This is a genomic window from Pseudomonas sp. NFACC13-1 (assembly GCF_900104425.1).
GTDB lineage: Bacteria > Pseudomonadota > Gammaproteobacteria > Pseudomonadales > Pseudomonadaceae > Aquipseudomonas > Aquipseudomonas fluorescens_AA.
Window position 1 is genome coordinate 60053 of record NZ_FMXV01000022.1, and the last position, 23324, is coordinate 83376.

Annotated in this window: 21 protein-coding genes; 4 read left to right on the top strand and 17 right to left on the bottom strand. The window is 61.2% G+C overall.

Annotated features, from left to right (window positions below; translation table 11 throughout):
- Nucleotides 1–37: 37 nt before the first annotated feature.
- Both BLQ55_RS23315 and BLQ55_RS23320 read right to left on the bottom strand, forming a co-directional pair.
- Nucleotides 38–565 (bottom strand): MOSC domain-containing protein, encoded by a 528-nt coding sequence (locus tag BLQ55_RS23315; protein ID WP_092204249.1) that lies wholly within the window; start codon nucleotides 563–565, stop codon nucleotides 38–40.
- Complete coding sequence (locus BLQ55_RS23320; protein ID WP_025215531.1) at nucleotides 562–1188, bottom strand: DUF1780 domain-containing protein; 627 nt, start codon at nucleotides 1186–1188, stop codon at nucleotides 562–564. The genes BLQ55_RS23315 and BLQ55_RS23320 overlap by 4 nt, the downstream gene beginning before the upstream one ends.
- Nucleotides 1189–1319: 131 nt before the next feature.
- On the opposite strand from BLQ55_RS23320, the gene BLQ55_RS23325 reads away from it, so the two are divergent.
- Entirely contained in the window at nucleotides 1320–2006 is a 687-nt protein-coding gene (locus BLQ55_RS23325) for an energy-coupling factor ABC transporter permease (protein ID WP_092257362.1), read from the top strand.
- Between the two features lie 63 nt (nucleotides 2007–2069).
- Nucleotides 2070–2285 carry a hypothetical protein gene (locus BLQ55_RS23330; RefSeq protein ID WP_053125334.1) on the top strand — a complete coding sequence of 72 codons (216 nt, stop codon included), beginning with the start codon at nucleotides 2070–2072 and terminating at the stop codon, nucleotides 2283–2285.
- Between the two features lie 100 nt (nucleotides 2286–2385).
- Here BLQ55_RS23330 and yacG read toward each other — a convergent pair whose 3' ends face one another.
- From yacG to pilB, 5 genes are read right to left on the bottom strand one after another with little or no spacing between them, the layout of a single operon-like run.
- Nucleotides 2386–2586 carry a DNA gyrase inhibitor YacG gene (gene yacG / locus BLQ55_RS23335; RefSeq protein ID WP_046065035.1) on the bottom strand — a complete coding sequence of 67 codons (201 nt, stop codon included), beginning with the start codon at nucleotides 2584–2586 and terminating at the stop codon, nucleotides 2386–2388.
- On the bottom strand, nucleotides 2583–3206 hold the full coding sequence (gene coaE, locus BLQ55_RS23340) for a dephospho-CoA kinase (protein WP_072411773.1): 624 nt from the start codon (nucleotides 3204–3206) through the stop codon (nucleotides 2583–2585). Before coaE ends, yacG begins: the two co-directional genes overlap by 4 nt.
- Nucleotides 3206–4075, bottom strand: a complete 870-nt coding sequence (locus BLQ55_RS23345) for a prepilin peptidase (RefSeq protein WP_092257365.1) — start codon at nucleotides 4073–4075, stop codon at nucleotides 3206–3208. The genes coaE and BLQ55_RS23345 overlap by 1 nt, the downstream gene beginning before the upstream one ends.
- Before the next feature lies 1 nt (nucleotide 4076).
- A complete protein-coding gene (locus tag BLQ55_RS23350) occupies nucleotides 4077–5294 on the bottom strand; it encodes a type II secretion system F family protein (RefSeq protein WP_092204253.1) in 1218 nt (405 codons plus the stop codon).
- A 2-nt stretch (nucleotides 5295–5296) separates the two neighbouring features.
- Nucleotides 5297–6997: a type IV-A pilus assembly ATPase PilB gene (gene pilB / locus BLQ55_RS23355; protein WP_092257368.1), complete on the bottom strand. Its 1701-nt coding sequence runs from the start codon at nucleotides 6995–6997 to the stop codon at nucleotides 5297–5299.
- Nucleotides 6998–7220: 223 nt separating this feature from the next.
- Between pilB and BLQ55_RS23360 the strand changes: the two genes are divergently transcribed.
- Both BLQ55_RS23360 and BLQ55_RS23365 read left to right on the top strand, forming a co-directional pair.
- Nucleotides 7221–7637 (top strand): pilin, encoded by a 417-nt coding sequence (locus BLQ55_RS23360; RefSeq protein ID WP_092257409.1) that lies wholly within the window; start codon nucleotides 7221–7223, stop codon nucleotides 7635–7637.
- Between the two features lie 272 nt (nucleotides 7638–7909).
- Nucleotides 7910–8263 carry a BON domain-containing protein gene (locus BLQ55_RS23365; protein ID WP_092204256.1) on the top strand — a complete coding sequence of 118 codons (354 nt, stop codon included), beginning with the start codon at nucleotides 7910–7912 and terminating at the stop codon, nucleotides 8261–8263.
- A gap of 312 nt (nucleotides 8264–8575) precedes the next feature.
- Here the strand turns inward: BLQ55_RS23365 and BLQ55_RS23370 are convergent, their stop codons facing one another.
- The 10 genes from BLQ55_RS23370 to BLQ55_RS23415 all read right to left on the bottom strand — a co-directional run bounded on the left by BLQ55_RS23370 (nucleotide 8576) and on the right by BLQ55_RS23415 (nucleotide 23304).
- Nucleotides 8576–8872: a DUF2845 domain-containing protein gene (locus BLQ55_RS23370; protein ID WP_092204257.1), complete on the bottom strand. Its 297-nt coding sequence runs from the start codon at nucleotides 8870–8872 to the stop codon at nucleotides 8576–8578.
- Between the two features lies 1 nt (nucleotide 8873).
- Nucleotides 8874–11807, bottom strand: a complete 2934-nt coding sequence (locus tag BLQ55_RS23375; RefSeq protein ID WP_176814242.1) for a DUF748 domain-containing protein — start codon at nucleotides 11805–11807, stop codon at nucleotides 8874–8876.
- 120 nt (nucleotides 11808–11927) lie between these two features.
- Nucleotides 11928–12944 (bottom strand): class I SAM-dependent rRNA methyltransferase, encoded by a 1017-nt coding sequence (locus tag BLQ55_RS23380; protein ID WP_092257374.1) that lies wholly within the window; start codon nucleotides 12942–12944, stop codon nucleotides 11928–11930.
- 96 nt (nucleotides 12945–13040) lie between these two features.
- Nucleotides 13041–14978 (bottom strand): acetate--CoA ligase, encoded by a 1938-nt coding sequence (gene acs, locus BLQ55_RS23385; protein WP_092257377.1) that lies wholly within the window; start codon nucleotides 14976–14978, stop codon nucleotides 13041–13043.
- A 199-nt stretch (nucleotides 14979–15177) separates the two neighbouring features.
- Nucleotides 15178–16842: a glucose-6-phosphate isomerase gene (gene pgi, locus BLQ55_RS23390; RefSeq protein ID WP_060740585.1), complete on the bottom strand. Its 1665-nt coding sequence runs from the start codon at nucleotides 16840–16842 to the stop codon at nucleotides 15178–15180.
- A gap of 329 nt (nucleotides 16843–17171) precedes the next feature.
- Entirely contained in the window at nucleotides 17172–18032 is an 861-nt protein-coding gene (gene panC, locus BLQ55_RS23395; protein WP_092204262.1) for a pantoate--beta-alanine ligase, read from the bottom strand.
- Complete coding sequence (gene panB, locus BLQ55_RS23400; RefSeq protein WP_092257380.1) at nucleotides 18029–18829, bottom strand: 3-methyl-2-oxobutanoate hydroxymethyltransferase; 801 nt, start codon at nucleotides 18827–18829, stop codon at nucleotides 18029–18031. Before panB ends, panC begins: the two co-directional genes overlap by 4 nt.
- 364 nt (nucleotides 18830–19193) lie before the next feature.
- Complete coding sequence (gene folK, locus BLQ55_RS23405) at nucleotides 19194–19679, bottom strand: 2-amino-4-hydroxy-6-hydroxymethyldihydropteridine diphosphokinase (protein ID WP_092204264.1); 486 nt, start codon at nucleotides 19677–19679, stop codon at nucleotides 19194–19196.
- 3 nt (nucleotides 19680–19682) lie between these two features.
- The gene (locus tag BLQ55_RS23410; protein ID WP_170847638.1) at nucleotides 19683–21080 is read right to left on the bottom strand and encodes a polynucleotide adenylyltransferase PcnB; all 1398 of its coding nucleotides are present in this window, start codon (nucleotides 21078–21080) and stop codon (nucleotides 19683–19685) included.
- A 790-nt stretch (nucleotides 21081–21870) separates the two neighbouring features.
- Nucleotides 21871–23304, bottom strand: a complete 1434-nt coding sequence (locus BLQ55_RS23415; RefSeq protein WP_092257383.1) for a sigma-54-dependent transcriptional regulator — start codon at nucleotides 23302–23304, stop codon at nucleotides 21871–21873.
- Nucleotides 23305–23324: the final 20 nt, after the last annotated feature.

Genomic DNA, 23324 nt, shown 5'->3' on the forward strand with positions numbered 1-23324 from the left:
TAGACGTTGCGAAAGGTGAAGACGTTACAGCGTCCGGCTAGCCGGCATTGAAAGCTGCGTAGCCGCTCGCCGGCACAGGTTCGACGCTCAGGCTGTCGTCCAGGCGAATGATTCCACTTTTTAACACCCGGGCGGTGATTCCGCCATGGCCGCGTACGGCCTGGAACGTCCCTTCGCCGAGGTTTCGCTCCAATCGGGCACAGGGCTGGCACCAGCCGGTGGTTTCAAAGATGGCTTGGCCGATGCGAAAGCGCCGGCCCTTGAGGCTGAACAGATTGATGCCACTGACCACAATATTGCGTCGCAGCTCATGTGGCAGCACCGGCCGGTCCTCGGGGCGGCCCATCAGCGAGCCGATCACGGCCAGGTGCTCCCATTGGATCAACGTCACTTGTCGCGCATTGCGTACTCCGGGGCGGGCATGATCGCCGGTCAGTCCGGCTTCCAGGCGGGCTTCCACGGCGTCCAGTTCGATCATCGGCGCGTGACCCTGGGGGCGCACGCCAATCCAGCGTACGCGGCCCTGCTGCGGCACGGCGGCAATCAGTTCCTGCAATGGGCTCACAGGCTGATACCGACGTCGAACACGATGCTGCGCCCCAGGTTGCCTCGCAAAAAGTCTGGCGCGTCGGGATGGGCGAACAGCACCCGGGCAAACGTCGGCCCCACCAGCGACAGCGAGCGCCAGCCCTGACGCAGGTATTCGGTCGGCGGTGGAAAGTGACTGTTGAGGTCCAGCACTTCGCGCTTGAGGCTGGCGAAGGCGATGATGTCCAGGTCGCCCAGGTCCATGCCGCGCTCGGTGTAGTTGTGGGCTTTCTTGCGCAGGGTAGGGGCCAGGCGCATCAGGAATTCATTGGCCGGAATTCGCCGGGGCTTGGCCTCGCGACGCACCAGTTGGCTCAGGGAAAAGGCGCTGCGGCGACGTTGCAATTCATCGCGCCATTCGTCATTGAGGCGGCGGCCCTCGTCGAGCACGAAAAATACCTCGAAATTGGCATCGCGAAACAATACGTCCGGTGGCTCGCCGGCCGGGGCGAATTCGTCGGCGCGATAAGGCACGTTCAGCCCTTGCAACAGACGCTGGCAGACCCAACGCTCACGCTCCCATTTGCGGGCATTGGAGAGAAAGGCGTTGGCTTGCTCGGCCGCGATGGTCAGCAGGCGTAAATAATCGGAATCATCCATGAGCCCAAGCTTAGCGTTCAATTGCGACAAGCTGAAAGCGTTGCGTGGATTAATGGGTGTTATGGGGGAGGTGTAGACTGCTGGCTTGAAGTAACCCTGTTCGAGGCAGGGGCAAGCGAAAGGAGTAGTCCATGATCGGTGCTGAACTGCTATCACCGCAAACCCTGGCGGTCGGTTGGCTGGTTTATGTGCCGGTGCTGGCCTGGGCCGTGGCGCGGGCACCATGGGTCGAGCTGTTCACCGACAGCCGTCGCCAGCATCTGTTGTTCGGCACGGTGCTGGCGTTGTTCATGCTGTGGCTGGTGCGACGGGATTTCGATACGGGGGTCTCGTATCATTTCATCGGCATGACCGCCGTGACGCTGCTGCTGGACTGGCCATTGGCGCTCCTGGGTGGCCTGTGCGCGCAGATGGCGCTGGTGCTGCTGGGGCGTCAGGACATGGCGGCGGTCGGGGTCAACGGGGCGCTGCTGATCCTGCTGCCGGTGCTGATCACCGAATGTTGCGCAGTCCTGGTGGAGCGCGCCCAGCCGCGTAACCTGTTTGTGTATATCTTTTGTTCGGGGTTCCTGGCCGCCGCGCTTTCGGCACTTGCCTGCCTGCTGCTGGGGCTCGGTTTGCTCTGGTACGACGGCCTGTTTGCCATGCCTTACTGGCTGGAGGATTTCATCGGCTACCTCTGGTTGATCATTTTCCCAGAGGCCTTCATCAACGGCATGGTGATCAGTGCGTTGGTGGTGTTCAGCCCCGAATGGCTGGAAACCTTCAACCGCACGCGCTACCTGTCGGCACCGTGGAATGACGATGACAAGCCTTGATTCACGTCAAAGCTGACCCACCGCATGCCCTGCATGCTCTGGAAAACTTCCAGGAGTACAACCATGAGTGTTTATGAGTGGGCCAGGCAAGAGATCAGGCGTAGCCACGATGCCGCAATGGAGATCGGTTTCGACCCGGGCTTGAGCCTGCGTGCCTTGCTCAGTGCGATCGTGCAGCAGAGCAAGACAGTGCGCAGCGCTGAAGACCTGGCCGACGAGTTGAGTTTCCTGGCGGAAAACCTCGACGACGAACAGGACTACGGTTTCATGCGGCCTTAATGGCGAATGCTGCACACCCAAGGAAACGATGACTCTGTGGCGAGGGGATAAATCCCCTCGCCACAATGACTCAGACCTTTCCTGAGTGAGCGACACTGCCTTAATGCCGAGGCTCGAAATCTTCGCTGAACAGCTCATCCTCGGCGTCGGGGCTGACCGGGATCTTGTGTTCTTCCGACGCCCAGGCGCCGAGGTCGATCAGTTTGCAGCGATCGGAACAGAACGGCCGGAATGTGCTCTGCGGGCTCCATTCCACAGGGGCGCCACAGGTTGGGCAATCAACGGTTGGGGTTTGGCTCATGAGTGGCCTCCACGCAAAGTAAGGTAAAAGTGATGCAGGCGCTCGACCTCGCTGTGCAGCCAGGCGAGGTCGCGATCATTGACCACCACGTCATCGGCATGGCTCAGGCGATCCTGGCGGCTGGACTGGGCCTTGAGGATCGCCTGGACCTGCTGTTCGCTGGTCTGGTCGCGTTGCAACGTACGTTCGATCTGCAGTTGTTCCGGCGCGTCGATCACCAGGATCCGCTGGGTCATGGCGTACTGCCCTGACTCGATCAGCAGCGGCGACACCAGGATCGCGTAGGACGATTGTGCCTGAGCCAGGTGATGGGCGATTTCCTCGGCGATCAGCGGATGCAGCAGCGCTTCGAGCCAGCGGCGTTCATCGGCATGCTCGAAAATCAGCTTGCGCAGCGCCGCCCGGTCCAGGGCACCGTCGGCCTGCAATACGCCAGGGCCGAAGTGCTCGGCGATTTTCGCCAGCGCCGGGCGTCCGGGTTCGACCACCCAGCGTGCCGCATGATCGGCGTCGATGACGTGCACACCCAGATCGATGAAATGCTGGGCCGCCGCGCTCTTGCCGCTGCCGATGCCACCGGTCAGGCCGAGAATCCAGGGTTTTTCCAGAGGGGTATTCATTAGAAACCGACAGACTGCCAATAGAAGTCGGTTATTTGACCACCCCAGAGCAAGGCAATCCAGCCGGCAATGGCCAGATAAGGTCCGAAGGGGATTTGCGTCGACCGGGGAGCGTCACGCAAGCGCAGCACAATGACTCCGATAACGGCGCCCACCAGCGACGACAACAGCAGCGTCAGCGGCAGCACCTGCCAGCCGCCCCAGGCGCCCAGCATCGCCAGCAGCTTGAAATCCCCGTAGCCCATGCCTTCCTTGCCGGTGATCAGCTTGAACACCCAGAACACCGACCACAGCGTCAGGTAGCCGGCCACCGCGCCCCACATCGCCTGGTCCAGGGAAACGAACAGCCCGAAGCTGTTGACGATCAAGCCCAGCCACAACAACGGCAACACCAGGGTATCGGGCAGCAGTTGATGCTCGGCATCGATCAGGCTCATGGCCAGCAGGCCCCAGGTCAACACCATCACCATCGCGGCGTGCCAGCCAAAGCCGAAATGCCAGGCGACGAACGCCGACAACGCGCCGCAGGCCATTTCGGTCAGGGGGTAACGCTTGCCGATGGGCGCGGCGCAGCTCGAACAGCGGCCATGCAGCATCAGGTAGCTCAACAGCGGAATGTTCTCCCAGGCGCGGATGCGATGGCCGCAGTGCGGGCATTGGGAATGGGGCAGCATGAGGTTGTAGACCGGGCCCGGGGTCTCGGCCGGCAGGCCCAGCAGGTCGTGGGCTTGCAGGCGCCATTCGCGGTTGAGCATCTTCGGCAGGCGCCACACCAGCACGTTGAGGAAACTGCCGACGATCAGGCCGAGTAATGCCGCAACAAGCACGAAAGCCACGGGATACAGCACGAAAAATTCGCTCAGGGGCATGTCAGATCGCAGAGCCGAGTTGAAAGATGGGCAGGTACATGGCAACCACCAGGCCACCCACGACGACCCCCAGGATCACCATGATGAAGGGTTCCATCAGGCTGGTGAGGTTGTCCACCAGATTGTCCACTTCGGCCTCATAAAAACTCGCCACCTTGTCGAGCATGTCGTCCAGCGCGCCGGATTCCTCGCCGATGGCGGTCATCTGGATGGCCAGGTTCGGAAAGATCCCTGACGCGCGCATGGAAAAATTCAACTGCATGCCGGTGGAGACGTCCTGGCGGATGCGCTGCACGGCGCGTTTGAACACCACGTTGCCGGTGGCGCCCGATACCGAGTCGAGGGCTTCGACCAGCGGCACGCCGGCGGCGAATGTCGTCGAGAGCGTGCGGGCGTAGCGGGCCACGGCGGACTTGTACATCAAGGCGCCTATCAGCGGTAGCTTGAGTAGCCATTTATCGCGCCAGTCACGAAAGCGCTCGGAACGCCGGAGCGCGTATTTCACGCCAAAAAACGTCCCCACAAATCCGCCAAGCACCACCCACCACCATTCCTGCAAGAATTCCGACAGGCCGATGACCATCACCGTGAAAGCCGGCAGCTGCGCTCCGAACCCGGAGAAGACCGATTCGAATTGCGGTACCACCTTGACCAGCAGGATGCCGGTGACCACCGCCGCGACGAGTATCACCGCCGTCGGGTAGGTCATGGCTTTCTTGATCTTGGTCTTGAGCGCTTCGCTCTTTTCCTTGTAGGTCGCGACCCGGTCCAGCAGTGTGTCCAGGGCACCGGCCTGTTCACCGGCATCCACCAGGTTGCAGTACAAATCGTCGAAATACTGCGGGCATTTGCGCAGCGAGGCGGCGAAGCTGTTGCCAGCGGCGACTTCCTGCTTCACCTGGTCCACCAGCTTGCGCATGTTGGCGTTGTCGAAGCCTTCGCCGATGATGTCGAACGCCTGCAACAGTGGCACGCCAGCCTTGAGCATCGTTGCCATCTGGCGGGTGAAGAGGGCGATATCCAGCGGCTTGATGCGCTTGCCCTTGCTGAATATCGAGGTGGATTTCTTGCGCACCTTCTCCGGGTTGATGCCTTGTTTGCGCAGTTGTGCTTTGACCAGGGCCGGGCTCTGTCCCGTCAGCTCGCCGGTCATTTTCGCGCCTTTGCGGTCTTTGCCTTCCCACGTATAGACGTCGGTTTTTACTGCCTTGACCGCCATGCTCAATCCTTGGTGACCCGGTTGATTTCCTCGAGGCTGGTGACGCCTTGCATCACTTTGAGCAGCCCCGATGTGCGCAGGTCATTGAAGCCGTCCTTGCGCATTTGCAGATCGATTTCCAGCGAGTTGCCCTCGGCCATGATCAACCGTTGCAGCTCGGGCGTGTTCTTGACCACTTCGTAAACCCCCACGCGCCCTTTGTAACCGTGGTTGCACTGTTGGCAACCGACCGGCTCATAGATCGTGAATGTGCCGATGCGTTCCCGGGGGAAACCTTCCTTGAGCAGGGTTTCCTCGGGAATCTCGATGGCTTTCTTGCAGTGGGGGCAGAGCTTGCGCGCCAACCGCTGGGCGATGATCAGGTGCACGGCGGTGGCGATGTTGAAGCCCGGGATGCCCATGTTCTGCAAGCGGATCAGGGTTTCGGCGGCGCTGTTGGTGTGCAGTGTGGAGAGCACCAAGTGCCCGGTCTGGGCGGCCTTGATGGCGATTTCGGCGGTCTCCAGGTCGCGGATCTCGCCGACCATGATCACGTCCGGGTCCTGGCGCAGGAACGAGCGCAGGGCCTGGGCGAAGTCCAACCCCTGGCGCGGGTTCACGTTGACCTGGTTGATGCCTTCCATGTTGATCTCCACCGGGTCTTCGGCGGTGGAAATATTGATGTCCACGGTATTGAGGATATTCAGCCCGGTGTACAGCGACACGGTCTTGCCCGAGCCGGTCGGGCCGGTGACCAGGATCAGCCCTTGCGGTTGCTTGAGGGCGGCCATGTACAGGTCTTTCTGATCCGGCTCGTAGCCCAGGGCATCGATGCCCATCTGCGCGCTGGAGGGGTCGAGGATCCGGATCACCACTTTTTCGCCCCAGAGCGTCGGCAGGGTGTTGACCCGGAAGTCGATGGACTTGGTTTTCGACAGGCGCATTTTCAACCGGCCGTCCTGGGGTTTGCGCCGTTCGGAAATATCGAGACTGGCCATGACCTTCAGGCGGGCGGCGATACGGGTCGCCAGTTGGATCGGCGGCCGGGCCACTTCCCGCAGCATGCCGTCGGTGCGCACCCGCACCCGGTAGATTTTTTCGTAAGGCTCGAAGTGCAGGTCGGAAGAGCCGCCCTTGATCGCGTCCAGCAGCATCTTGTTGACGAAACGCACCACGGGCGCGTCGTCGGTGTCCTGGCCGCCGATGGCGTCCTGCTTGGAATCGTCGATCGATTCGATGTCCAGACCGTCCAGGTCGACATCACCCATGCCTTCCAGGCCCGTGCTACTGGACTCGAAAAACTTTTCGATGGCGTCGCTGAGCTTGTCGTCCTCCACCAGGATGGCTTCGGTGGTCAGGCCGGTACTGAATTGAATGTCATTGATGGCCTGGTGATTGGTGGGGTCGGAGATGCCCACGAACAACTTGTTGCCGCGCCGCCACAACGGCAGGACGTGATGCTGGCGCACCAGTTTTTCGCTGACCAGGCCCGTGGGCTGGGTTTCCTTGTCCAGGCTGTTGAGGTCCAGCAGGGCGACGCCGAAATGCTCCGAGGCGATCTCCGCGACCTGACGGCTCTGGACCAGTTTGTGCTGCACCAGGTAGCTGACCAGCGGGGTGCGACTGCGTTGGGCCTGTTGATATGCCTGTTGCGCACTTTGCTCGGTGAGCAGTTCAGCCAGCACCAATTGCTTGGTCAGACCGCTGAGGGCGATGTCATTCATGGGGATTCCGGCGGCAGACAGTTCATGACTTATAGCCTAGTCAAGCATCGACGCCAAACCAGCGGGGCAGGGTGACAAAAAATGTCAGATAGTGCGGTTGTTGAGGTAGGACGTCGCTGTTGTGCGGGTTCAACCCCTTTATTGATGGTGCTTCAGGGTTGGCATGTGCCCTGCAATGGCTGTTTCAGGTCATGAGATTTCGACTCATGCATGGGAGATGTCTATGAATAAGCAAAAGGGCTTTACGCTGATCGAGCTGCTGATCGTCGTGGCGATTATTGGCATTCTAGCGACGTTTGCGTTGCCGCAATATTCCAAATACCAGGCGCGAGCGAAGGCTACGGCTGGGTTGGGGGAAATCAGCGCATTGAAGGTGCCGTACGAGGATCTGGTCAATCAGGGTACCGACCCGTCGGCGACCAATATGAACTTCCCGACGTCCAGTAACTGCACGTTTTCCGTCACAGGCACGGCCGCCGCTGGGGGAACCATTGTTTGTACCCTTACGAAAGCACCCAGTCAGGTAATGGGCAAGACCATTACGCTCTCTCGCTCGTCGGCAGGGTCCTGGACATGTGCTTCGAATGCTGCTCAAGATTTTCTGCCAGCGGGTTGTACTGGCTCTGGAACAGCTCCGTGATTTAGGTTTAGTTATGTGGCGGGATTCAACGTCCCGCCCTATAAAATCTTCGAAATCATAAACTTAGAAAAGGACATCGAACCGGCAAGTTGCATGTTGAAAATCGGCAGGTCTTGCATTTTGCATGATTCCAAAAATTGCCGCTTCGCTTAACATGTTGATTTATAAGAATTTTATATATTTTTCAAAACTGGCACAGCCTTCGCACTACTCCTGTTAACCCTGCCGGGATGCACCTCCGGCAGTTTCTGAGAAAAACAGGAGTTACTCGTATGAAGAAGTTCGCTATCACTGCCGCCGCTGCTACCGCACTGACCCTGACCATGGCTAGCGCATTCGCCGAGACCACTCAAGCAACTCAGGCGCCAATGATGCTGGCTGCTGGCGAAGTGACCAAGGCTAAGGAAGAAACTTCCGATACCTGGATCACCACCAAAGTCAAAGCTGACCTGGTCACCGAAAAAGGCATCCCTGGCACTGATATCAAAGTCGAAACCAACAAAGGCGTTGTGTCCCTGTCTTCCACTGTTGCCGTGACCGAGGCTCAGAAAACCACCGCCGTGGCAATCGCCAAGAAAATCAAAGGCGTCAAGGCCGTATCGGCTGACGGCCTGAAAGCCGAGTAAGGCCAAGACTTCTCGCCTGGACTGGGAGAGGGCGCGGCAAGCGGGCTGAGTCATACGCTTGCCGTTGCTTTTGGAGTTCATGCGAAAGGCCACAGGGACGTGGCCATTACAGGCCCCCGGCATTCGTGCCGGGGGCCTGTTCTATTCTGGGGTGGATCAAACTGTGGGGCAGCGGTTGCGGATTAGTCTGTAGGGTCGAGTTGCCGCCATCGCGAGCAAGCTCGCTCCCACAGGAGGACGGCGGTAAACATTGATTTTGAAATCACCCAAAACAATGTGGGAGCGAGCTTGCTCGCGATGGCGGCGGCACATTCACTGCCCCCGCTTGCTGGTGATCTGCACCAGCCGATTCCCCTCGAAGCGCAGGTACTGATACATGCCGCTGTTGGGCCCGTAGGTCCATTCCTCCACCGGGTATTCTTCCCGGCGATTGACACTGCGTTTATAGCCCAGGTCATCCCGCGCCACAGGCTGCCCGCACTTTTGCAGCACTTCGCTGGAGCGGTCACCGACGCTGATCAACTGGCTGCCGCACCGCAGCGTATCGGCCGCCGACGCTTGGCCGGCGGCGAGCAATAGACCCAGGCTGAGCCCGTACACACACTTCATGTCATTCAGCATCCAGGTGCAGAGGAGTGATTACGCGGCCGTCGCTTTCGGCCTGGCCGAGGCTGGCGTCGATGAAATACACGCGGTCGTCGGCCAATTGGCCTTTGTCCACCAGGAAGTCCTTGATGCTGCTGGCCCGCTCCTGTCCCAGTTGACGCAATAGCACGTCGCTGCCGCTCCAGAACTTGATCACGCTTTCGCGCAGTTTCTCGATGCGCGCCTTTTTATCCAGTTGCGCCCATTCGGCAGGCGGCTGAGTCTTGAGGCGCGTGCGGTAGATGCCTTCGAGCAGGGGGGGCTTTTCATCCTCGGGCACCTGTATCAGCGAGGCCTGGGCCGGTACTTTGTCGCCCCGACGTTGCAGCATCTTGTAGTAGTTGTACTGGTATTCGCGTTCCAGACGCTGGGCGGCGAGCAATGGACCGTCGCTGCTTTCGGCGGCGGTGCCTTCGATCTCCAGGCGCAGCTCCGGTCGTTTGCCCAGGGCTTCGGACAGTTTGAGCAGCACGCTTTCGTTATCCTTGCTCAGGTCGCTGGAACCCGGCGCAAATGCCACGCTGCCCAAGTCTTCCGAACCGCCCCCGGCCACCAGCCCGCCGATGAGCTTGAAGGGTGCCTGGGCCGCGCGGACCACCAGGTTGCGCAGGGTCTGCCAGACAATCGGCATGACACTGAACTGTGGATCGTTGAGGTTGCCGCTGACCGGCAGTTCGATGGAAATCTTGCCCTCGGAGTCCTTGAGCAAGGCGATGGCCAGCTTCAACGGCAGGCTCACGGCGTCCGGGCTGTCGACTTTTTCCCCCAACTGCAGTTGTTCGACCACCACCTTGTTCTCCGCCTGGAGCTGGCCCTTGGTGATTCGGTAATGCAGGTCGAGATTGAGCCGGCCCTTGCGGATGCGATAGCCGGCGAACTTGCCGGAATAGGGCGTCAGGGTCGTCAGCTCGACCCGTTTGAAACTGGTGGCGATGTCGAGGCTGGCCATCGGATCGAAGGGGTTTACCGCCCCCTTGATGGTGACCGGCGCGTAACGGTCGACCTTGCCCTTGACGTCCACGCTGGCCGGTTGGGCCTGGCGGCTGTCGATGGTGCCGATCTGGCCATTGAGTTGCTGGATGGCCGTGGCGAAATTGGGCGTCAGGCTGAAGTCGGCGAAGTTGGCCGAACCGTCGTTGATGGCGATGCCGCCGATGTGGATGCCCAGCGGTTTTTCCTGGGACTTCGGTTTTGGCGCGGTGCTCTTCGCGCCGCTGTCGGCCGGTTGCGGGATCAGCAGGTCATCGACGTTGGTGGTGCGGTCGTCGTTGATCATGAAGCGCGCGTAAGGCTGGAACAGGTTGACCTTGTCGATGGACAGGCTGTCACCGTGCTGATAATCGAGGCCTTCGACCACCAGACGCTGCCACTTGAGGAAGTCGCGGGTCTTGAGGGTGTCGAGGGTGTGCAACTGCTCGACCTGGGCGCGGCCGGTGACGGCGAATGCCAGCGGCTCGGTGCTCTTGAGGTCGACCGTCAGGTCACTGCCGAGCATCCCGGAGCGCAGTTCCAGGCGAATGAACGGGTTGATGTAGGACTGGGCGACGCGCAGGTCGATGTCCTGGGTCTTGACCTTGAGCCTGGCGCTGATCGGGTTCAGGTTGACCTCGCCATCGGCCAGGATCTTGCCCTGTTTGCCCAGCCCGGTATCCAGCTTGAGGGTAAAGGGCGAGCCGTTGAGGGTGTCGTAGTTCTGCAGGTCGAGGTTCAGCGGGCCGACCTCCAGGGCCACGGCGGGCTGCGCCTGGCGGTCGGCCAAGTGCACCTGGTAGTCGCGCAGTTGCACGTCCTTGAGCAGCACTTGCCACGGTTTGCTGGGCGGTGCCGGTTCAGGTTTTGGCGAGTCGGCCGCCGCCGGAGCGGATGCCGGTTCTGCCTTGACTTGCGGTTTTGCGGGCTGGCTGGCGAAGAGCTTCTGCCAGTCCAGTTGCCCGTCCGCCTCGCGAGCGGCCCAGGTTTCCAGCTTCTGGCTGCGGATCTTGCCGACCACCACTTGCTGCTTGGCCAGGTCCACCGTGGTTTCGCTCACGTCCAGGCGTTCGAGTTTCACCAGTGGGCGGCCATCGGGGGCCTTGATCGCCAAGGGCGCGACGCTGACCGCGACGTTGTTGAGCAGCAGTTCGGTGCCCTTGGCCAGGTTGAGCTTGTAGTCGGTGCTCAGGTTCAGGACACCGTTTTCCAGCACCAGCGGTACGGCGTCGCGCACATAGGGCCACCAGGCTTTCATCTGGCCGCCAGTGACTTTGAGCGTGCCTTGGGAGGCAATCGGTGTGAGGCTGAAATTACCGGTCCAGTCGATCTGTCCGCCTTCGGGGCCGGCGGCCACCAGGGTCATGTCGGCATTGTCGTCGGGCAGGGTGCTGAGATTCTTCAGCTCGAAATCGAGGGTGTCGTAGAGAAACTCGATGGGCTCACTGGGCCGCAAGTCCTGGAAATGCACGTAGCCGCCGGCCAACTTGATTCGATCGACCCGCAGGGGAAATGGCTTGGCCTCGGGATCGGCGGGCGTCGGTTCGCTGGCCGGCAGCTTGAACAGGCCCAGCAGGTTCAACTGACCGTCCTTGGCGAACACGACTTCGGTCTTGGGCTTGTCCATCTCGATGTCGACCAGGTGCAGGGCGCCGGACCACAAGCTGTCGAGTTGCAAATTGGCGTACAGCCGTTCGAAGCCGACCTGTTCCTTGCCTGGCTCGCCGATATTCAGGCCCCAGAGGGTGACTTCAAGGCTGAAGGGATTGAGTTCCACACGCTGGATCTGCGCCGGCACTGTCGCATGGGCGGCCAGTTGCTGGTTGGCGATACGCAAGGCGATGCCTGGCAAAATCAGAAAACCCAACAGACTGTAGAGGGCCAGTGCGGTCAACAGGGCGCCGAAAGCGCGAATCAATCCTTTGGGCATGTGCGGCTTCATCTAGTGTGAATTCGGAGTGCCTTGGAGTATGGCATGCGTTTACGGTTCCGAAGCCACTGTGATTTATGAGAATTGTCTGGTTTTCTCTGTGAAAATTCCGACGCGGGCCTAGAACTGGAGGATCAACGTCTTGAGCGGTGGCTGCCGGTCCAGGGAAGGGAAATCGCTGCCGGGCGTCAGCACGCTCCACTCGCGCACCGGGCGACCGGCTTTTTCCGCACAGCGCAGTACCTGTTCGCGCCAGTCGTCCATGGACACTTTTGCCAGGTTATTGCAGCAGATCAGCACGCCATTGTCGGCGGTGGTGAGCAATGCCGGCTTCAGCAGGCTTTGGTAGTCGCGCAACAGGTCGACGGTGCCGAATGCACTTTTGGCCCAGGCCGGTGGATCGAGCAGCACCAGGTCGTACTGGCGTTGTTCCAGGCGCACGTAGCTGGGCAGTTTTTGCCCGCGACGCTGGCTGATGGGCAGGCCCGCCAGTTGGCGAATCGCCGGGAAGTAATCCGACTGCACGAACGCCATCGGTGGCAAATCGGGGTTGAGCAGGCCGTTTTCGCGACCCACCGCCAGGTTGCCTTCGGCGAAGTCCAGGTTGCACACCTCCCGCGCGCCACCGGCCGCTGCGCTCAGGCCGACGCCGCAGGTGTAGGCGAACAGGTTCAACACGCTTTTGTCGCGGCTGTGTGCCTTGACCCAGCCCCGGGCGTTGCGCAGGTCAAGAAACAGCAGTGGATCCTGCCCGGCATGGCGGCCGCGAACGCGATAATTCAAGCCCCATTCATGCCCGACCAGGTCTTGCAGGGCGGCTTCGTCTGCCTGATAGACCGTGTCCTGGCGGTCGACGCGCGAATTGCCCCGGGCGCGGTCGTTGTAGACCAGCAGGGTTTCCAGGCCCAGTCGTTCGTTGACGAGGCCGTGCAGTTGCAGCAGGTCGTCCCGTTCCAGCGACTGATGGAAGCTCTGCACCAACAGTTGCGGGCCGTAGCGGTCGACGGTCAGGCCGGGCGCGCCTTCCTGGCTGCCGTGGAACAGGCGATAGCAGTCGGTGCCTTGCGCGTGCAGTTGGCCGAGCAGCTCCTGACGCTGGTCGAGGGCGGCGCGCAGCGCCTGATTCAAGGAAGACATGCCGGGCGCGCCTTAGAGAAATGAGGCGCGGGAGTTTAGCAGTTATGGCTGGCGTGGTCCCTGTGGGAGCGAGCAAGCTCGCTCCCACAGGAAACATCAGCGGTTCAGGCGCTTGTCGATCAGCCCCTCCACCACGCTCGGATCGGCCAGGGTCGAGGTGTCGCCGAGGCTGTCGAGTTCGTTGCAGGCGATCTTGCGCAGGATGCGTCGCATGATCTTGCCCGAACGGGTCTTGGGCAGCGCGGGTGCCCACTGGATCAGTTCCGGCTTGGCGAAGCTGCCGATTTCCTTGCTGACGTGGGCCAGCAATTCCTTCTTCAGCTCGTCATTGGCCTCCACACCGTTCATCGGCGTGACAAAGGCATAGATGCCCTGGCCCTTGAGGTCGTGGGGATAGCCGACGACGGCCGCTTCGGCGATGCTGTCGTGCAGCACCAGGGCGCTTTCCACCTCGGCGGTGCCAATGCGATGCCCGGAGACGTTGATCACGTCGTCGATGCGCCCGGTGATCCAGTAATCGCCGTCTTCGTCGCGGCGCGCCCCATCGCCGGTGAAGTAATAGCCGGGGTAGGGCTTGAAGTACGTGTCCACCATGCGTTGGTGGTCGCCATAGACACTGCGAATCTGCCCAGGCCAACTGGATTTGATCGCCAGTACTCCGCTGCCGGCGCCGCTGATTTCCTTGCCCACCTCATCCAGCAAGACCGGTTGCACACCGAACATCGGCCGGGTGGCGCAGCCCGGTTTGAGCTGTGGGGCACTGACCAACGGGCTGAGCATGATGCCGCCGGTTTCGGTCTGCCACCAGGTATCGACAATCGGGCAGCGCTGTTCGCCTACCGTGTTGAAATACCATTCCCACGCCTCCGGGTTGATCGGCTCACCGACGCTGCCGAGCAATCGCAGGCTTTTGCGGGACGTTTCCTGCAACGGCCCGGCCCCTTCGCGCATCAACGCGCGCAGGGCGGTCGGTGCGGTGTAGAAGATATTGACCCGATGCTTGTCGATGACCTGCCAGAAGCGCGAACTGCTGGGGTGGCTCGGCACGCCCTCGAAGATCAGCGTGGTGGCGCCATTGGCCAGCGGGCCGTAGACGATGTAGCTATGGCCGGTGACCCAACCGACGTCGGCGGTGCACCAGAACACTTCGTTGTCGCGGTAGTCCAGCACGTACTTGAACGTCATCGCCGCTTGCAGCAGGTAACCGCCCGTGGTGTGCAGCACGCCCTTGGGTTTGCCGGTACTGCCGGAGGTGTAGAGGATGAACAGCGGGTCTTCGGCGTCCATCGGTTCGGGTGGACAGTCGTCGCTCATGTCGTGCATGGCCTGGTGATACCAGAGGTCACGACCTTCGACCCAGCCCACCTCGCCCTGGGTGCGCTCGACCACCAGTACGGTGCTGACGTTCGGGCAGCTTTCCAGGGCCTTGTCGACGTTGCGCTTGAGCGGTATGAAGCGCCCGCCACGCACGCCTTCGTCAGCCGTGATCACCGTGCGGCAATCGGCATCAAGGATCCGGTCGCGCAGGGAGTCCGGCGAGAAACCGCCGAACACCACCGAATGCACCGCGCCGATGCGGGTGCAGGCGAGCATGGCGTAGGCGGCCTCGGGAATCATCGGCATGTAGATGCAGACCCGATCGCCTTTCTTCACGCTGCGGCTTTTCAGCACGTTGGCCAGGCGGCACACATGGTTGTGCAGTTTCTTGTAGGTGATTTGCGCCGATTCGGCGGGGTTGTCGCCTTCCCAGATGATCGCGATCTGGTCGCCACGGGTGTCCAGGTGACGGTCGATGCAATTGGCGCTGACGTTCAGCTTGCCGCCGGCGAACCAGGTCGCGTCGCCGTTCTTGAGGTCATAGCGCTGGACGGTTTGCCAAGGCGTCATCCAGTCGAGAAAGCGTGTGGCCTGCTCGGCCCAGAAAGCACTGGGGTGTTCGATGGATTCTTTGTAGAGCCGCTTGTACTCGTCCTGACTCAGTTGCGCAGCCCGGCGGACGGCATCGGCTTGGGGGTACTGGCTGATATCGAACATGACGGTTCCTTATTCTTGTTTTGCGACAAGTCATAAAGATGCGCCGAGTAGCGGGAGGGTTCAAGTCATGCACAAACAACTGTGGGAGCGAGCTTGCTCGCGATGGCGGTGTGTCAGTCAACATGAGTGTCAACTGATCCACCGCCATCGCGAGCAAGCTCGCTCCCACAAAGGTCAGTACCTGGAGTGCGACCTACGATCAGCCGCGGTGACGCCCGCGGAAGTAGTTGATCAAGCCCTGGGTCGAGGCATCTTCGGCCGGGTTTTCTTCGCTGCCCACCAAGCGGTTGTAGACGCCCTTGCCCAGTTCCTTGCCCAACTCCACGCCCCATTGGTCGAAGGCGTTGATGCCCCAGACCACGCTCTGCACGAACACTTTGTGTTCATACAACGCTACCAGTGCGCCGAGGCGCCGTGGGCTGATGCGTTCGACCACGAGGGTGTTGCTCGGACGGTTGCCCGGAATCACCTTGTGGGACGCCAATTTCTGCACCTCTTCTTCGCTGGCGCCCTTGTCCCGCAGCTCGGCCTCGGCCTCGGCGCGGGTCTTGCCCAGCATCAGCGCCTGGCTCTGGGACAGGCAGTTGGCGTACAGCCACTGGTGATGGTCGGAAACCGGGTTGAAGCTGACGATCGGCACGATGAAGTCGGCCGGGATCAACTGGGTGCCCTGGTGCAGCAACTGGTGGTAGGCGTGCTGACCGTTGCAGCCGACGCCGCCCCAGATCACCGGGCCCGTGTCGGTCGACACCGGGGTACCGTCCTGGCGCACGCTCTTGCCGTTGGATTCCATGTCCAATTGCTGCAAATGCTTGGTGATGTTGCGCAGGTAGTGGTCGTACGGCAGGATCGCATGGCTCTGCGCACCCCAGAAATTGCCGTACCACACCCCCAGCAGCGCCAGCAGCACCGGCATGTTCTGCTCGAACGGGGCGCTCTGGAAATGCTGGTCCATGGAATAGGCGCCGGAGAGCAATTCCTTGAAGTTCGACATGCCGATGGCCAGGGCGATCGGCAGGCCGATGGCCGACCACAGCGAGTAACGCCCGCCGACCCAGTCCCACATCGGGAAGATGTTCTCTTCACGGATGCCGAAGGCCACGGCGGCGGCGTTATTGCTCGACACGGCGATGAAGTGGCGATACAGCTCCGCCTCGGAACCACCCTGGGCCAGGTACCAGGCGCGGGCGGCCTGGGCATTCTTCAGGGTTTCGAGGGTGTTGAAGGATTTCGACGAGACGATGAACAGCGTGGTCTCGGCGCGCAGCTTCATGGTCAGTTCATGGAACTCGCTGCCGTCGATGTTCGCCAGGTAGTGGCAGCGAACGCCTTTTTGCGCGTAGGACAACAGCGCTTCGGACACCAGTTCCGGGCCGAGGAAAGAACCACCGATGCCGATGTTCACCACGTCGGTGATGGGCTTTTCGGTGTAGCCGCGCCACAGGCCGTCGTGAATGCGGCCGACCAGGTCAGTGATCTGGTTCAACACCTTGTGCACGTCCGGCATCACGTTGACGCCGTTGACCAGCAACTTGTCGCCCACGGGCCGACGCAGGGCGGTGTGCAGGGCCGGGCGGTTTTCCGAGGCGTTGACGATTTCGCCCTCGAACAGCGACTTGATCGCGCCCTTGAGGTCGACTTCGTTGGCCAGACCCACCAGCAGGTCGCGGGTCTGGGCGTTGATCAGGTTTTTCGAGTAGTCGAGAAACAGGCCGCAGCTCGACAGGGTGAATTGAGTGAAACGCTGCGGATCGGCATTGAACGCTTCGCGCATGCTGAAATCCTGCATGGCTTTGCGGTGGTCATTCAGCGCTTGCCAGGCTGGCAGAGCGGTCACGTCATGAGGGGTTCGGTAATACGCCATCGCTGCGGGTTTCCTTTTTACTTGAACGACCTTTTGTACACTAAAAATTCCGGCGCGGCTCGAGGTGGGCATCCGGACACTGCATCGACATGATCGCCAGACGCAGGGCGACTACAGTAAACCTCGCATTGCAATCTGTCTTGACTTTGTCTGACCGGTGCCCGGTACTTTTTTATACAACGGGGGCGGGAACGGTCCGACAGACGGAACGCAGATGACTCACTGTGGGAGCGAGCTTGCTCGCGATGGCGTCAGGTCAGCCGATATCGATGTCGACTGATGCATCGCTATCGCGAGCAAGCTCGCTCCCACAGGGTTTTTGTGATGTTTCAGGCGGGGGTGTCGAGGTCCAGGTGCAGGTTGTCGATCAGGCGCGTGGTGCCGAGGAAGGCGGCCACCAGAATCACCAGGTCGCGGTCCTCGCTCAACGCCGGGCGCAAGGTCTTGGCGTGACGGATTTCCAGGTAATCGGGACGCAGGCCGGCAGCTTCCAGTTGCTTGAGCTGTTCGCCGATCAACGTCGGGAAATCCCGCCGGCCCTGCTTGATTGCCTCGGCGATCTGGCTCAGGACGCGATAGACCACGGGCGCGACGGCACGTTGATCCGGGCTGAGAAAGCCATTGCGTGACGACAGCGCCAAGCCATCCTCGGCACGCACGGTCGGCTCGCCGATGATCTGGATCGGCATGTTCAAGTCATGAACCAAGGCGCGGATCACCGCCAGTTGCTGGAAGTCTTTCTGGCCAAACACCGCGATGTCAGGCTGGACCATGTTGAACAGCTTGCTGACCACCGTCGCCACGCCCTCGAAATGCCCTGGACGACTGGCGCCGCACAAGCCTTCGGACAATTGCGGGACGCTGACCCGGGTCTGTCCGGCCATGCCGTCGGGGTACATTTCTTCGACGCTGGGGGCGAACAGCAGATGGCAGCCGGCCTGGAGCAGTTTTTCCTGGTCGGCCGCCAGGGTGCGGGGGTATTTGTCCAGGTCTTCGCCAGCGCCGAATTGCAGTGGATTGACGAAAATGCTCGCCACCACGAAGTCGGCCCGTTGTGCGGCCTTGGTGACCAGCGCCACATGGCCGCTGTGCAGGTTGCCCATGGTCGGCACGAAGGCGATGCGTTTGCCTTCGCCGCGGGCACGGGCCACGGCGGCGCGCAGTTCGCGTACGGTTTTGACGGTGTTCATGCGGAAAATCCGTGTTCGGCGCCCGGGAACGTCGCGGCCTTGACTTCAGTGACGTAGGTACTCAAGGCGCCCTGGATGGAGGTTTGCCCGGCCATGAAGTTCTTCACGAACTTGGGCACGCGACCGGTGATCGACAGCCCGAGCATGTCGTGCAGCACCAGCACCTGGCCATCGGTGGCGTTGCCGGCGCCGATCCCGATCACTGGGATCTTCACCGCCTGGGTGATTTCTTCAGCCAGCTCGCTGGGTACGCATTCGAGCAGCAGCATCGCCGCGCCCGCCTGCTCCAGCGCAATCGCATCGGCGCGCATCTGCCGCGCCTGGTTCTCATTGCGGCCCTGGACCTTGTAGCCGCCGAGGATATTCACCGCTTGGGGGGTCAGGCCCAGGTGCGCGCACACCGGAATGCCCCGCTCGGCCAGCAGCCGAATCGAATCGGCCAGCCACAACGCGCCTTCGACCTTGATCATGTGGGCGCCGGCCTGCATCAGCATGGCGCTGTTGGTCATGGTTTGTTCGAGGGTGGCGTAGGCCATGAACGGCAGGTCGGCGAGGATCAGCGCATCGGTGTTACCGCGCTTGACGGCGGCCACATGGTAGGCCATCTCGGCGGTGGTCACCGGCAGCGTGCTGTCGTGACCTTGCAGCACCATGCCGAGGGAATCGCCCACCAGCAGCACTTCGACACCGGCCTCGTTGCAGGCATGGGCGAAGGTTGCGTCATAGCAGGTCAGCATGGCGATTTTTTCACCTTTTTGCTTGAGACCTTGCAGCGTGGTCAGGGTAATAGCTGGCATGAAAAAGTCCTCATTAGGCGCTCGTGAATGACTGCGAGTAACGCGCATGATTCGTTATCTATACAGGCGCACCTTCTATGCGTGGTGCTTGTAAGGCCTGGATTGCGCCCTTTAGTGCCGCGTTGGCGGCAGCGGGACGCCTATAGTCGTGAGGAGCAATCGGGAAGTCAATTGGATGTGTTACCGCCGGGTGTTACCGAGGTGACTGATGCGTTTCAGCTTGGGGGGGCGCCCCGGATGTGACTGTCCGGTACCGGAACCTGTGGGAGCGAGCTTGCTCGCGATGGCGGTGTGTCAGTCACCCTGGATGCTGGATGTGCCGACGCTATCGCGAGCAAGCTCGCTCCCACAGGGGATGTCTTCGTCAGTGGGCGGGCAGGCGTTCCAAACCGACGAATGGGCACGCGGCAAGCAGGTCCTTGAGCAAGCGTCCATCGGCCAGGCGCAGGTCGGCGGGGGCCAGTTCGGCCAGTGGGTACAGGACGAAGGCCCGGGCTTGCATATGGTAGTGAGGGACCTTGAGGCGGGGCTCGTCGATCAGGCGATCGCCGAACAGCAGGATGTCCAGGTCCAGGGTGCGCGGCCCCCAGCGTTCGAGGCGTTCGCGACCTTGTCCGGTTTCGATGGCTTGCAGCGCATCGAGCAGGTCCAGCGGTGCCAGGTGGCTGTCCAGCGCCGCCACCGCATTGGTGTAGCGCGGCTGGCCGGGAAGCAGGGAGTCGCTTTGATAAAACGCCGAGACTCCCGCCAGTTGGGTATCGGGCAATTGCGCCAGCGCCTGGACGGCACTGCGCAGTTGTTCGGCGGGTTCGGCCAGGTTGCTGCCCATGCCGATGTAGATGCGCTCCATCGATTACTCGCCCGATGCGCTCGGTACACCGGCACGCTTGCGTTTGGCACCGCTGCTGCGGCGACGCTTGCGCGGGCCGCTGGCGCCGTCATCCTTGCCGCTGAGCTCACGAATCATATCGCGGCGCTCGCTGTCGTTGGCGTCCTGGTAATCGGTCCACCATTCGCCCAGGCCATCGGTCTGCTCGCCCGCGCTTTCGCGCAGCAGGAGGAAGTCGTAGCCGGCGCGGAAACGCGGATTTTCCAGCAGCAGGTCGGCACGTTTGCCGCTGCGCCGTGGCAGGCGCTCCTGCATGTCCCAGATCTCGCGGATCGGCATCGTGAAGCGTTTTGGAATGGCGATGCGCTGGCACTGTTCGGCGATCAGCTCGTGGGCGGCTTCCTGCATCGCCGGGATCGGCGGCATGCCACGGTCTTGCAGGCGCAGCACCCGGGCCGGCAGGGCAGGCCAGAGCAAGGCGGCGAACAGGAACGCCGGCGTCACCGGTTTGTTCTGCTTGATACGCAGGTCGGTGTTGATCAGTGCTTCGCTGATCAAGGTGTGGGTGTAGGTCGGGTTGTGCTCCAGGGCCTCGGCGCTGGCGGGGAACAGCGGATCGAACAGTTGCAGGTCCACCAGCATCTCGAAGGTGTCTGCCGCGTTGCCTGACAGGAACAGCTTGAGCACTTCCTCGAACAGGCGCGCCGAGGGGATTTCCCGCAGCATGGGCGCCAGTTCGCGAATCGGCATGGCGCTGTGCTTTTCGATGCCGAAATCCAGCTTGGCGGCGAAACGCACGGCTCGCAGCATCCGCACCGGGTCTTCCTGGTAGCGCTGCTTAGGATCGCCGATCAGGCGGATCAGACGATTGCGAATGTCGTGTACGCCGTTGGCGTAATCGAGGATGCGTTCGCTGACCGGATCGTAATACAGGGCATTGATGGTGAAGTCGCGGCGTTGCGCGTCTTCTTCCAACGTGCCGTAGACGTTATCGCGCAGGATGCGTCCGCTCTCGTTGCGGGAAGACTGGTTGCTGTCTTCCTCTTCATCGTTTTGCGGATGATTGGCGCGGAAGGTCGCCACTTCGATGATCTCGCGGCCGAAGTGGATATGAACCAGCTTGAAGCGCCGGCCAATGATCCGCGCATTGCGAAACTCTGCCCGTATCTGTTCCGGCGTGGCGCTGGTGGCGACGTCGAAATCCTTGGGGGTGATGTTGAGCAGCATGTCGCGCACGCAGCCACCGACCAGGTAAGCCTGGTAGCCGGCGTTCTGCAAACGTTCGACGATGTTCACCGCATAACGGCTGAACTGGGCCTTTTGCAGCGAATGCTGGCCGCTGTTGAGCACTTCAGGCGTGCTGCGAATGTGTTGCGTACGACGCAAGGGAGAACGGAATGACTGGAACAGCTTCTTCAGCATGGGATGCACTGTTTGAAGGAATATTCGGCCAAAAACGAAGAATGACCGCATGATGGGCGGGGATTCTAGCATTTAGTCGAGGGATGGTGTAGGACGCAGGCGTTTGAGCTGCATGCTTCAGGCGACAGGCTTGTAGGCTGCGGGGGAGGCGGAACGACAGAAACCACAAGGGGAGCCGAAGCTCCCCCAGAATTAGTTGCGTGCTCTGTTTTTATTATTGGTTTCGGGCTTCTTGTTTTTGTTGAGTGCCCGCGCCACGAGGTTTTCCCTTCGTGACCCTCCCAATCGGGAGTCAAGAGCAAACGGATTGCTTTGGTCGCTGTGTTGCAGTGATCAATCGATCCAACCAGTTCAGGCACCTGTCTTGAGACAGTTTTTATTGTTCTCGGCCTGGTTGTGGGGCAAGCCCCAAATACAACGCCTCTCCAAAAGAATCAGTTAGCTGCGCCTCTCGCCGTCTTGTTTTTATTGTGCGTGAGTCGATTCGTCTTGTTTTTATTGTCTTTTGCATTGCTTGTTATTGTTCTTGTACCAAAGGTATAGCAGGGTGCGTGCCAACTTTTGCGAAACCCAGAGAAACCGGGGGTTCCATGGGTGTGGCCATTTTTCCGAGGCGAAAAAAAGCCGGGGTTTCGTTACCGTAAACCCCGGCTTCTGTTACGTGAAAAAGACTGGGGTAACAGTTTTTTCACATTCCCTGTGGGAGCGAGCTTGCTCGCGATGGGGGATATCAGCTTGCCTATAGCGCGACTGACACACCGCTATCGCGAGCAAGCTCGCTCCCACACAGTCAGCTTTCGCTGGTCGCCCCGGTCTTGCGCCGTGGGATGCCCAGGCGCTGGCGCCGTTCCCACAGGCACTTGCGGCTGACGCCCAGCTTGCGTGCCAGCTCGGTCTCGGTCATGTGGTCCTGGTGTTCGAGGACGAAATGCTGGAAGTAATCCTCCAGGGACAGGTCTTCGGTGGGTTCGTGGCTGGTGTTGTTGGCAGCGCCGCCTTGTTGTGGGGCCAGGCCAATGAATTCTTCGTCGTCCAGGTCGCTCAGTTCGATGTCGATACCCAGCAGGTCGGCGGAGATTTCCGGGCTCTCGCACAGGATCACCGCCCGCTCGACCGCGTTTTCCAGCTCCCGAACGTTACCCGGCCAGGCGTAATGACGAATGGCCTGTTCGGCGTCCGGGGCGAACTTGAGATCGGTGCGGTTGACCCGCGCGCTCTGGCGGGCCAGAAACGCCTGGGCGATTTCATTGACGTCCGCGCCACGCTCGCGCAGGGCAGGGAGCTTCAAGGCGATCACGTGCAAGCGGTAATACAAGTCCTCGCGAAACTGGCCGATTTTCGCCAGGCTCTTGAGATCACGGTGGGTGGCCGCGATCAGGCGGACATCGACCTTCTGCGACTGCACCGAGCCGACCCGGCGGATTTCCCCCTCCTGGAGCACCCGCAGCAACCGCGCCTGGGCCTCCAGTGGCAGCTCGCCGATTTCATCGAGGAACAACGTGCCGCCGTCCGCCGCTTCCACCAGCCCGGCACGCCCGGCGCTGGCGCCAGTGAACGCCCCTTTCTCGTGACCGAACAGTTCGGACTCGATCAGGCTCTCCGGAATGGCCGCGCAGTTCACCGAGATCATCGGTGCCTTGGCTCGGCGCGACAGGTTGTGCAGGGCACGGGCCACCAGCTCCTTGCCGGTGCCGGACTCGCCCTGGACCAGGACATTGGAGTCGGTCGGCGCGACTTTGCGGATCTTGCTGTACAGGTCCTGCATGGGCGGGCAGGAACCGATGATGCCGATCTCGCCATTACTGTTGCTGGCCCCGACTTTCACCGAGGCGGTGGCCTTGCCGACGGGTTCCGCCGGGTTGCTGGTCGCCGCCTGTCGGTCACGCAGAATGCGGGCCACGGCCTGGAGCATTTCGTCGTGGTCGAACGGTTTGGCGATGTAGTCCACCGCGCCCATTTTCATGGAGTCGACCGCCGAGCGCAGGCTGGCATAGCTGGTCATGATCAGCACCGGCGTGCCCTGGCCGAGCTTGATCAGCTCGGTACCCGGGGCGCCAGGCAGGCGCAGGTCGCTGACAATCAGGTCAAACGTGGGAATGCTGAAACGCTCTTGTGCTTCCTGCACTGAACCGGCTTCGCTGACCTGGTACTGGTTGCGTTCCAGCAGGCGGCGCAAGGCGGAGCGGATAATTGTTTCGTCTTCGACGATCAAAATGTGCGGCATTGATTCGATTCTCTCGACGG

Coding starts and splice junctions, on each gene's coding strand:
- BLQ55_RS23330 (WP_053125334.1), top strand. CDS start 2,070: ATGAGTGTTTATGAGTGGGCCAGGCAAGAGATCAGGCGTAGCCACGAT.
- BLQ55_RS23410 (WP_170847638.1), bottom strand. CDS start 21,080: ATGCTGAAGAAGCTGTTCCAGTCATTCCGTTCTCCCTTGCGTCGTACG.
- BLQ55_RS23325 (WP_092257362.1), top strand. CDS start 1,320: ATGATCGGTGCTGAACTGCTATCACCGCAAACCCTGGCGGTCGGTTGG.
- BLQ55_RS23320 (WP_025215531.1), bottom strand. CDS start 1,188: ATGGATGATTCCGATTATTTACGCCTGCTGACCATCGCGGCCGAGCAA.
- BLQ55_RS23345 (WP_092257365.1), bottom strand. CDS start 4,075: ATGCCCCTGAGCGAATTTTTCGTGCTGTATCCCGTGGCTTTCGTGCTT.
- BLQ55_RS23375 (WP_176814242.1), bottom strand. CDS start 11,807: ATGCCCAAAGGATTGATTCGCGCTTTCGGCGCCCTGTTGACCGCACTG.
- panC (WP_092204262.1), bottom strand. CDS start 18,032: ATGAACACCGTCAAAACCGTACGCGAACTGCGCGCCGCCGTGGCCCGT.
- pilB (WP_092257368.1), bottom strand. CDS start 6,997: ATGAATGACATCGCCCTCAGCGGTCTGACCAAGCAATTGGTGCTGGCT.
- acs (WP_092257377.1), bottom strand. CDS start 14,978: ATGTTCGATATCAGCCAGTACCCCCAAGCCGATGCCGTCCGCCGGGCT.
- BLQ55_RS23415 (WP_092257383.1), bottom strand. CDS start 23,304: ATGCCGCACATTTTGATCGTCGAAGACGAAACAATTATCCGCTCCGCC.
- BLQ55_RS23370 (WP_092204257.1), bottom strand. CDS start 8,872: ATGAAGTGTGTGTACGGGCTCAGCCTGGGTCTATTGCTCGCCGCCGGC.
- coaE (WP_072411773.1), bottom strand. CDS start 3,206: ATGAATACCCCTCTGGAAAAACCCTGGATTCTCGGCCTGACCGGTGGC.
- BLQ55_RS23360 (WP_092257409.1), top strand. CDS start 7,221: ATGAATAAGCAAAAGGGCTTTACGCTGATCGAGCTGCTGATCGTCGTG.
- yacG (WP_046065035.1), bottom strand. CDS start 2,586: ATGAGCCAAACCCCAACCGTTGATTGCCCAACCTGTGGCGCCCCTGTG.
- BLQ55_RS23350 (WP_092204253.1), bottom strand. CDS start 5,294: ATGGCGGTCAAGGCAGTAAAAACCGACGTCTATACGTGGGAAGGCAAA.
- pgi (WP_060740585.1), bottom strand. CDS start 16,842: ATGGCGTATTACCGAACCCCTCATGACGTGACCGCTCTGCCAGCCTGG.
- panB (WP_092257380.1), bottom strand. CDS start 18,829: ATGCCAGCTATTACCCTGACCACGCTGCAAGGTCTCAAGCAAAAAGGT.
- BLQ55_RS23380 (WP_092257374.1), bottom strand. CDS start 12,944: ATGTCTTCCTTGAATCAGGCGCTGCGCGCCGCCCTCGACCAGCGTCAG.
- BLQ55_RS23365 (WP_092204256.1), top strand. CDS start 7,910: ATGAAGAAGTTCGCTATCACTGCCGCCGCTGCTACCGCACTGACCCTG.
- folK (WP_092204264.1), bottom strand. CDS start 19,679: ATGGAGCGCATCTACATCGGCATGGGCAGCAACCTGGCCGAACCCGCC.